Here is a 9791-nt window from a genome sequence, read left to right on the forward strand (position 1 = left end):
GTGTCGAAAAAGTAGTTTGAGTAAATAGTTTGATTTTTTAGTATTCATTAAAAAAGATATTATAAGTGATTCTATATTTTTTGATAAAACTCCTGAGAAACTTTTCTATTACAGAGTGTCTAAGAACAAGCCGTCAAAAAGATAGGTTATCATGCTTCTAGCATTTGGAAAAATTAGACTGCGAATATTCGAAAACGCTTTAAACCTATTGTCATACTGACTGAGCAGATGAGTCGATTTTCTCTGATTAACTTATATTTATTGTGTTGAAAAGCAAGGTATTACTACAACCTATTAGGTGTAAAAAAGAAATTTGTCAGAATATCTAAATCAACTAAGTGGTGTTTTAGTATTATTTTGCTAAAAATTAATATTTATAATAGTATATTTTGTAATATTTTACTTAAGTAATTGTGTCATAAGTACACGTTGAGTTGTAGATGATGAATAGCTGTGTTGGATTCATTTATAAATTTTATTAACTATTATATTTTGGCTTTCAATTCCTTGCATAACAGTGATTTAGAGATTTGGCAATCCTTTAAAAAAGGAGATAAGATTGCTTTTGCCAAAATCTATCAGTTACACGCTAAGTCTTTATTGAATTATGGCGTAACGCTTCGAATCTCTTCAAACTTATCAGTTGTAGAAGACTGTCTTCAAGATTTATTTCTGGAACTATGGCAAAGCAGGGAAAACCTTGCTGATACCGATTCTATTAAGTTTTACTTATTCCGTGCGCTGAAAAACAAGTTGATGCGAACAGTCAAATACGACTTTTCTAAAAATACTGACGAAATTGATGAAACTCTAGGAGGAGATCTTTTTGAGGCCTCTATTGAAAGAATTCTGATTGAAGAAGAAAGTCAAAAAGAACGCTTAGAGCGCCTTAAAATAGCCTTCGACGGCCTATCACAACGCCAGCGTGAAGTCATCAACTTGAAATATTATCACCAATTCTCAAATGCCCAGATTGCCGAAATTATGGAGCTAAATTATGCTTCTGTGGGTAACCTCATCCAAAAAGCTTTGTTCTCTTTACGTCAATCAATACATATTTCCATCCATTTATTCCTACTTACTTTCTCTTCATTTATTAGATAAATCGCTGATTTATTAACACTTAACTGTTTAGATACAGTTTATGTATAAATTTTTTTTCAAAAAATAGGATATATTTCTGTTATCCTTGTCATTCTATAATTGACAGCTATGAACTATTCTCATTACAACACCATCGATTTTGTAAAAGACGATTTTTTTTGTCGTTGGGTGCAAAATCCAGATAAACATACCAATACCTTCTGGCAAGATTTTATGCAAAATCATCCAGAAAAAAGAACAGTGATTTTAGAAGCAAAATCACTGGTAAAAACGCTTGGTACCATGCAAACTACACCGATTGATGAAGATGCGTCCCTTGAAAAAATATGGAGTGGTGTCGAATTAGAAATACAACTCTCCGAGAAACCGAGTTACTGGCATAGGTTTCAATGGCAACTAGCCGCATCGGTATTATTACTAATTGGACTTGGCTATTGGATCAACCATTATCAGCGCGAAGATAGAAATTATGAGATTCCTCAACTGGCGAATTACAACAAGGAAATCGAGTTTGTTGAAAGTCAAAATACTTCCAATCAACCTTTGAGTATTACAGTGAGTGACGGATCGGAAATAGTTCTTCAAAAAAATACTCGTATTAAATATCCTAAAGTATTCGAAAAGAATAGAAGGGAGGTCTATTTAGTTGGAGAAGCATTCTTTAAGGTAAAAAGAAACCCACAAAAACCATTTATTATTTATACCAAAAAATTAATTACACAGGTATTGGGGACAAGTTTTACGATTAAAGCCAACCCCGATATTGAAGAAGAAAAGGTTATTGTAAAAACAGGTAAAGTATCCGTGCTCGCACAAAAACAAGCAAGTGATCGCAACCATACCAATCCCAATACAATAATCGTTACGCCGAATCAAGAAGTGGTTTATGAATTATCCAAAGACAAGTTAGTAAAGAAGATTGTAGAATTGCCTCAAATACTTGCTGATTCTTCTGATAATCAGACATTTATTTATCGTAATGCTTCTTTAGCAAGTGTATTTTCAGATTTAGAAAAAGCTTATGGAATCAAAATCGTGTATGATTCGAAACTCTATGAAGATTGTACCATTAATGGTAATCTCTCTGACGAGACGATGTTTGATAAATTAAATAGTATTTCTAAAATCACAGGAATAAGTTACCAAGTAATTGACGCTCAAATTATTATATCAGGAAAAGGATGTAATTATTGAAAACTAACAAATGTATTTTTAAACACTATAAAACCTACTAATAACTATGACCCAAAAAAGTTTCTAATTCTTCCTAAAAAAGAAAAGTCGGCAAATGTTCGCACCATTTACCGACTCCATGTGATTCCCGTTTAAGCAACTTGAGGCACTTCTTACTAGGAAGTGCAAGGGAATATTTTTGTCAATTTTTCGAGAAAAACAAAAACGTTACAATTTATGAAAAAAAATCTATTAACGTTAGCAACGTTACTATCCATTATGAAAATTTCAGCTGGACAGATATTTATTGCGATTATTTTCACAACACTGTCGTACGCTAGAGATGCTAGCGGACAAGATATGTTACAGAAAAAGGTAACCCTTCATATTCAAGAAAAGGGATTAATTGAAGTGCTTTCTGAATTTGAAAATACTGCAAAAGTAAACTTTTTCTATAGCCCCAATAGCATAGGCGCCAAGCGAAAAATAAGTGTTAATGTCAAAAATAAGGAATTAAAAGAGGTGTTACATGAAATATTCACACCGCTAGGTATTGGCTATGAAATTCAAGGAAATCGAATTTTGCTAAAAAAGTCCAATTCCCTTTCCTTAAAAAACGACGAAAATATAGAATCCCAAGCTGAATATCTGGAACAAGCCGTTTCTGGTACTGTAGCAGACGAAAACGGCGTTTCTTTGGTCGGAGTAAATATTAGTATTAAAGGAACGACAAAAGGTGCAGTAACCAATGACAAAGGACAATTCAACATCAATGTCCCAAATGGCTCAAGCATTTTGGTGTTTTCTTATATTGGATATAAAAAACAAGAAATCCAAGTAGGTAAATCAACTGAACTAAATATAAAGCTGGTAGCAGAACAACAAAGTTTGGATGAAGTTGTGGTTGTGGGCTATGGCACTCAAAAGAAAATCAATTTAACTGGTTCTGTTTCAAGTATTTCTGCTAAAGAAATTGCAGATAGACCTATTACACAATCTTCTCAAGCATTAGCAGGACTCATGACAGGTGTTTCGGTATCGCAAGGTTCTGGACAGCCTGGTAATAACGGTGCGAGTATCACCATTCGTGGTATAGGTTCTTATGGTGCTGGTGGTGGTGCATTGATCCTCGTTGACGGATTAGCAACTTCTATCAATGACGTTGACCCGAATAACATTAAGAGTATTTCGGTATTGAAAGATGCAGCTTCAGCGGCGATGTATGGTAGCCGAGCTGCCAATGGCGTAATCCTCATCGAAACCAAAAGGGGCGAATCTGGTAAAATGAAAATTAGCTATAATAGCTATGCTGGATGGCAAAATGCTACTCAACTACCTGATTTTGTGGAATCTGCTGAATATGCCAAGCTAAGAAATGAAGCAAATATCAACGCAGGTGCAGGGATTTCTTATACAGATGCTGACATTGAGAAATTCAGAAACGGCTCAGACCCTGATAATTATCCCAACGTACCTCACCTTAAAAACCTTTTAACTTCTGGTGATGGTTTTCAGAGTAACCATAACCTAAGTTTTATGGGAGGAAATGATAAAACAAAGTATCTATTTTCTATTGGGTATTTGCAACAAAATGGTATCGTGGCTAAAAATGGCTATTCGAAATATAATATCCTTTTGAATACTGATACCAAAATTAAGGATAACCTTACGCTAAAAGTGAACTTAGCAGGCTATACTTCCGAAAACCATTCTCCACGTCAATATGATGGCGGTATGAACAGCATGATCAATTATGCGGTAAGACAAGGTCCTATTTTTGCAGGTAAAAAATCTGATGGAACTTATGGTTACCAAGACAATTACAGCCCAGAAGCATGGATGGCAAGTGAGTCTTTTTACAAGGGCACAAACAAATACTTTTTGGGAAGTAGTGAAATTGCTTGGGAGGTAATCAAAGGATTAACCTTGAGTGGTAAAGTTGGATATAATTTCTGGAGTTACTACAACAAAGATTATGCTTCAGATTTTGTGTTTAATGCAAACAAGACGGTTGGCCCGAACAATTTAACAGTATCGTCTGGACAAGGACAGCAATTAACCATGCAGTCGTTAGCTACCTACACTAAACAAATAGACCAGCACTCGTTTACGATACTCGGTGGTGTTTCTCAAGAGCAATATGATGATTGGGGAATGTCAGCTTTTCGTAAAGATTTTCCGACTAATACCCTTTACGAAATCAATGGTGGTTCTGCCACAGGTATGAGTAACTCAGGTTCTGCTTCGGCATGGTCAATGCGTTCATTTTTTAGTAGAGTAAACTACTCGTACAACGGTAGATATTTGCTTGAAGCCAATATGCGTTCGGATGCAACTTCTCGCTTTCCTGCAAAAGGTAGATGGGGTTATTTCCCTTCATTCTCAGCAGGATGGATTCTTTCAGAAGAAGATTTCTTGAAAAATGTATCTTGGGTGAACAGCCTAAAAGTAAGAGCAAGCTGGGGAAAATTGGGTAATCAAAATGTAGGTACATACCCTTATCAGAATATTGTTTCATTGGGGCAAAACTATTCTCTAGGTGGTGTTTTAGTGTCTGGTGCAGCCACTACTAGACTTAGCAACGCTGATGTTACTTGGGAAACTACTACTACGACCGATATTGGCTTAGATGCAAGCTTATGGAAAGGTAAGTTAGATTTTACGTTAGGTGTTTTCAAAAAACAAACTTCTGGTGTGCTTTATAGCGTAGCAAGTTCTGCTACATTGGGTCTGAGTACTTCGCCAGTAAACATTGGAGGCGTAGAAAATACGGGCTTTGAAGCAAGCTTAAACTATCATGCCAACATTGGAAAGGTTAAAATCGGAGTATCTCCAAACTTTACAGTGGTCAACAACAAGGTAACTGAACTCGCCAATGGACTTCAACAAAATATCGGAGCTAATTTATTTGTAGGACAGTCGTTAGGCGTTACTTATGGTTACGTTGCAGATGGTTTGTTTAAAGATGCAGATGATGTTGCAGCTTATGCAAAACAACCTTATTCTGCACAACCAGGCTTCATAAGATACAAGGATATCAGCGGTCCTAATGGAGTGCCAGATGGTAAAGTAGATGCCACTTATGATAGAACATTTATCGGAAATACTGTTCCTAAATACAATTTTGGTTTAACACTTACTGCAAACTACAAAGGATTTGATTTCTTAATGTTAGTGCAAGGACTTGCAGGATGGCAAAAACAAATGAATAACTATCAAGCATTTGCCTTCTTCAACGGAGGACAAATCCAAAGATGGCAAGTAGAAAACCGTTGGACAACAGAAAACCCAAATCCAAATGCACTTTATCCAAAATTAACAAGTCTTAACGAAGGAAGTGGGATTGTTCAAACATCAACATTCTGGAATAGAGATGCCAGTTTTGCAAGATTAAAAAGCTTACAAGTTGGCTATACATTTAGTAATAAGTTGATGGAGAAAATGAAGATTGACAGGCTTAGAGTATACTTTAGTGGACAAAATCTCCTTTCAATCAATTCATATTATCAAGGATGGGACCCAGAAATGGCACAAAATAATGGATTTTATCCCCTTACAAGTGTTTATACTTTTGGTGTAAATGTATCATTCTAAATTATAAGGACATATTTTACTAAACGATTGAGAGACATGAAATTCAAAAATATATATTCAAAACTACCATCTTTCAAAATAGGCTTACTGTTTGCGTTATACTTCTCTATGGTAGCTTGTAAAAGTGATTATTTTGACAAACAACCACTCGACTCTATTTCAGATGGTACTTTCTGGAAAACAGAAAAAGACGCAAATCTTGCCTTAATTGGATGTTATAATATCGGAGCAGGCTGGTCTGGCGAGGATTTCTGGAATGCCAGAGCCGTATTTTATCTTGATTTGATGGCAGGACTAGGTTCAGAGAAAGAGTTAATCCCTGACCGTGTTACCGACGGTTCGTTAAACTCTTCTTACTGGGTGACCAATAGCTATTGGAGCAATACTTACAATAAAATTGCCAAATGCAATAACTTCCTAGACCATATTGATGCTATTCAGATGGATCAAACGAAGAAGAATATCTTAAAATCTGAAATTCGTACTCTAAGGGCTTATTGTTTGTTCAACCTTGCTCTATACTTTGGGGATGTGCCTTTGCCTAAAAAGCTATTAACCTTAGATGAGGCAAACTCTATTACAAGAACGCCTAAGGCAGAGGTTTGGACTTTTGTAGAAAACGAACTAAAAGAAAGTGCTGCCTTATTACCTACCACTCGCCCAAGTAGTGAAATGGGACGTATTACAGCAGGAGCAGCTTTGGCTATTTTGGGTAGAGTACAAATGGCAGAGAAAAAATGGAGCGATGCCGCTGCAACCTACAAGAAAATCATAGATAGTGGTGCTTATTCAATCGAGCAAGGAGGTTTTAAAAAGTTATTTATTCAAACAGGTGAAAATAGCAATGAAATCATTCTTGCCTCACAATACCATGAGGATACTTACAGTCACGTGTTTTTGCAATATCTTTATCCAGAAACTTATGGAGGGTGGCATCAGTTTTCGCCTTACAACGAGTTGGTGCAGTCGTATGAGTGTATAGATGGAAAAACGGTAGAAGAATCTCCACTATATAACTCTAATAACCCTTACAATAATCGTGATCCAAGACTAGATCAAACAATCATGATTTCTGATCGTGCGGTGTTTAAAGGCGTAAAGTACATTTCAAGACCTGAAAGTAATTCACCTGATAGAATGAATCGATACAATTGGAGTGGCTACTGTGTCAATAAGTTTATGGATTCAACCTTTGCTGGAAACCTCATGAATTATGGTGGAAACTTCACTTTGATTCGCTATGCTGAAGTACTTCTAAGCTATCTTGAGGCAAAAGTAGAAGCTGGTGATGCTATCAATCAGGCCTTATTGGATGAAACTATCAATAAAGTAAGAGGTAGAGCTTCGGTTAATATGCCTCCTGTGAAAGTAACAGATGCAGCTTCGTTGAGAACAATCTTTAGAAGAGAACGCAAAGTAGAGTTAGCTTTTGAAGGAATACATTATTATGATATTCTGAGATGGGGCACTGCCGCAACCGAACTAAACAGACAGTTTACAGGTATGAAACTCACCAATTCGCCAGCTACTTACAAAGATTTCCCTGTGGATAATCAAGGTTTCTTACTTTATCAAAAAAGAGCTTTTGTCGCAGGAAGAAATGAATTGTGGCCAATTCCTCAGTCGGAAAGAGATATTAATAAAAACCTTACACAGAATCCTGGCTATTAATATCATTCATTAAAATCATATCCCTGAAATGCCTTAGCGAATGAAAACCTGCTTTTCATTCGCTAAGTTTTTTTAATTAAAATGCTCAATAGAGCTAATCACATGAAAAAAGTATTTGCATTGTTTATTCCCTTCTTACTTCCTGTTTGTATGTATGCTCAGGAAAAGAATCCGTTACCAACAATTCCCAAGGCAAGACCAGTTGATAGTGAAACTGTGGGAGATTGGAAAACTTTTCCAGAAATGAAATTGAATCTTCCCATCGCAAAAGGGCCTTTTGAACCAACTTGGGAATCTATTGAAAAAAACTATCCCGGCACTCCGCAGTGGCTTCGTGATGCCAAGTTTGGTATTTGGGTTCATTTTGGGCCACAATCAGCAGGCGAAAGTGGTGACTGGTATGCCCGTAATTTGTATAAATCAGAGAAAAAAGCTTATGCCAATCATTTAAAAAAGTACGGACATCCATCAGAAGTTGGCTATAAAGAAGTATTGCGTGACTGGAATCCTGTCAAACTTAATCCAGCAAAACTTACTAAAATATACCGAGATGCTGGTGCAAAATATTTGATGATTCAAGGCGTGCATCATGATAATTATGATTTATGGAAGTCAAAATATCAGCCTTGGAATTCTGTCAATATCGGTCCTAAACGTGATTTGATTGGAGAATGGGCAAAAGCCTGTAGAACCGATGGAATGCGTTTTGGCGTAACTTTTCACCATGAATATACATGGTGGTGGTGGCAAACAGCCTTTGGAAGCGATAAAGAAGGAGACAAAAAAGGGATTCCTTACGACGGACACCTGACGCTTGCCGATGGCAAAGGAAAATGGTGGGAAGGCTATGACCCTCGAATGCTTTATGGTATCGACCTCAGAGAATATAAAGGAGTAGAACAAAATGCACATACCGATTGGACGCCATCCCCAGCGGGTATTTTTTCAAACCATCTTGACTATGCCAAATGGTACACCACTAATTGGGCTTTACGAATGATGGACGTTGTAGAACACTATGACCCTGATTTTATTTATACTGATGGTACTGTGCAAGGTCCATTTACTGGAAATGGCACAGGAACAGGGATAAAAGCCGATGCCATGCAACACGTAATTGCTGATTTTTACAACCGTACTCTTCAAAGAAGGGGTAACGTAAATACCTTCAGTATTGTAAAATTCCGTGATAATACCAATGGTACAGTGAATACGGAAGAATTTGGCGTTCCTGAAAAAATCAATACCGCTCAACCTTGGATTGCTGAAGCACCCGTTGGAGACTGGTTTTATGCTCCTGGTTTTACTTATGATTCAGGAATGATGATTAGATATGTCATCGAAGCTATCGCACGTGATGGTAATGCGGCTCTTTGTATCTCTATTTTACCCGATGGTTCTTTGGACGAAGGTAGTTTAAAAATGTTAAAAGAAGTAGGTATCTGGATGCGTAGAAATGGAGCGGCGGTTTATGGTAGCAAGGCTTGGAATATTCCTGGTGAAGGAGAAATCATCAATAATAAGTTGAAAATGTTGCCAGGGGGGGGCTTAACGAAAAGGCACGCTGAGTTTAAATTCAATGAAACAGATTTTAGATTTACAGTTGGAAAAGACAATTCACTTTATGCTTTTTGTATGACAGTACCTTCTCCAAATACCACTGTTAAAATAAAATCTTTAGGTGCAAATGCTGGTCATTATGCTCAAAGTGTCAAGAAGGTTTCGTTACTTGGTTACAAGGGGAAACTTCATTGGAAACAAGAAGCTGACGATTTAACAATTACTTGCCCATCAAAGATGCCTTATGCAACTTCCGTAGTTTTTAAGATAGAATGATTAAGAGAAAGTTGTTGTTTAATGGTGTTTTTTGTTATAATAAGTTTATAATCAAATAAATATAGTAGGCAGGTGTTGCAGCTCCGATTATTGTACATAATTGGATTCACTAGTTCAAGCCTTGGTCTTTGACTCATTTTTTAACAGTTTGAAATTGTTTTACAAAATTTAGTGAAAAAGAGAGTCCAAGTTAATGATGGTTTCTCGTTTCGTCGATTGACAATGTTACAACTATGTAATTGATTTAATCTTTCCTAATAAAAAAAAGTAAGCAACATTAGATTTAAGTTATTTATAGAAGGTACAAAACTTAAATCTAATGTTGCTTACTTACTAACTCATTCTTGCAAGCTAATTCAAGGCCTATTTATTTTGAGCTTCAACGACTGCAATGGCTACCATGTTTACAATTT

The 9791-nt window shown here is 36.4% G+C and carries 5 protein-coding genes; all 5 read left to right on the plus strand.

Going from position 1 to position 9791, the window contains the following annotated elements:
* Positions 1–492: 492 nt before the first annotated feature.
* Positions 493–1104, plus strand: coding sequence for an RNA polymerase sigma factor (locus ACOVQ4_RS06635; RefSeq protein WP_421819866.1), 612 nt, complete (start codon positions 493–495; stop codon positions 1102–1104).
* Between the two features lie 108 nt (positions 1105–1212).
* Positions 1213–2298, plus strand: a complete 1086-nt coding sequence (locus tag ACOVQ4_RS06640) for a FecR family protein (protein WP_421819867.1) — start codon at positions 1213–1215, stop codon at positions 2296–2298.
* Between the two features lie 216 nt (positions 2299–2514).
* Positions 2515–5871, plus strand: coding sequence for a TonB-dependent receptor (locus ACOVQ4_RS06645; RefSeq protein ID WP_421819868.1), 3357 nt, complete (start codon positions 2515–2517; stop codon positions 5869–5871).
* 36 nt (positions 5872–5907) lie between these two features.
* Positions 5908–7542, plus strand: a complete 1635-nt coding sequence (locus ACOVQ4_RS06650; protein ID WP_421819869.1) for a RagB/SusD family nutrient uptake outer membrane protein — start codon at positions 5908–5910, stop codon at positions 7540–7542.
* Positions 7543–7644: 102 nt separating this feature from the next.
* The gene (locus ACOVQ4_RS06655; protein ID WP_421819870.1) at positions 7645–9378 is read left to right on the plus strand and encodes an alpha-L-fucosidase; all 1734 of its coding nucleotides are present in this window, start codon (positions 7645–7647) and stop codon (positions 9376–9378) included.
* Positions 9379–9791 lie beyond the last annotated feature (413 nt).

The sequence above is a fragment of the Flectobacillus sp. genome (genome assembly GCF_049240685.1).
Taxonomy (GTDB): domain Bacteria; phylum Bacteroidota; class Bacteroidia; order Cytophagales; family Spirosomataceae; genus Flectobacillus.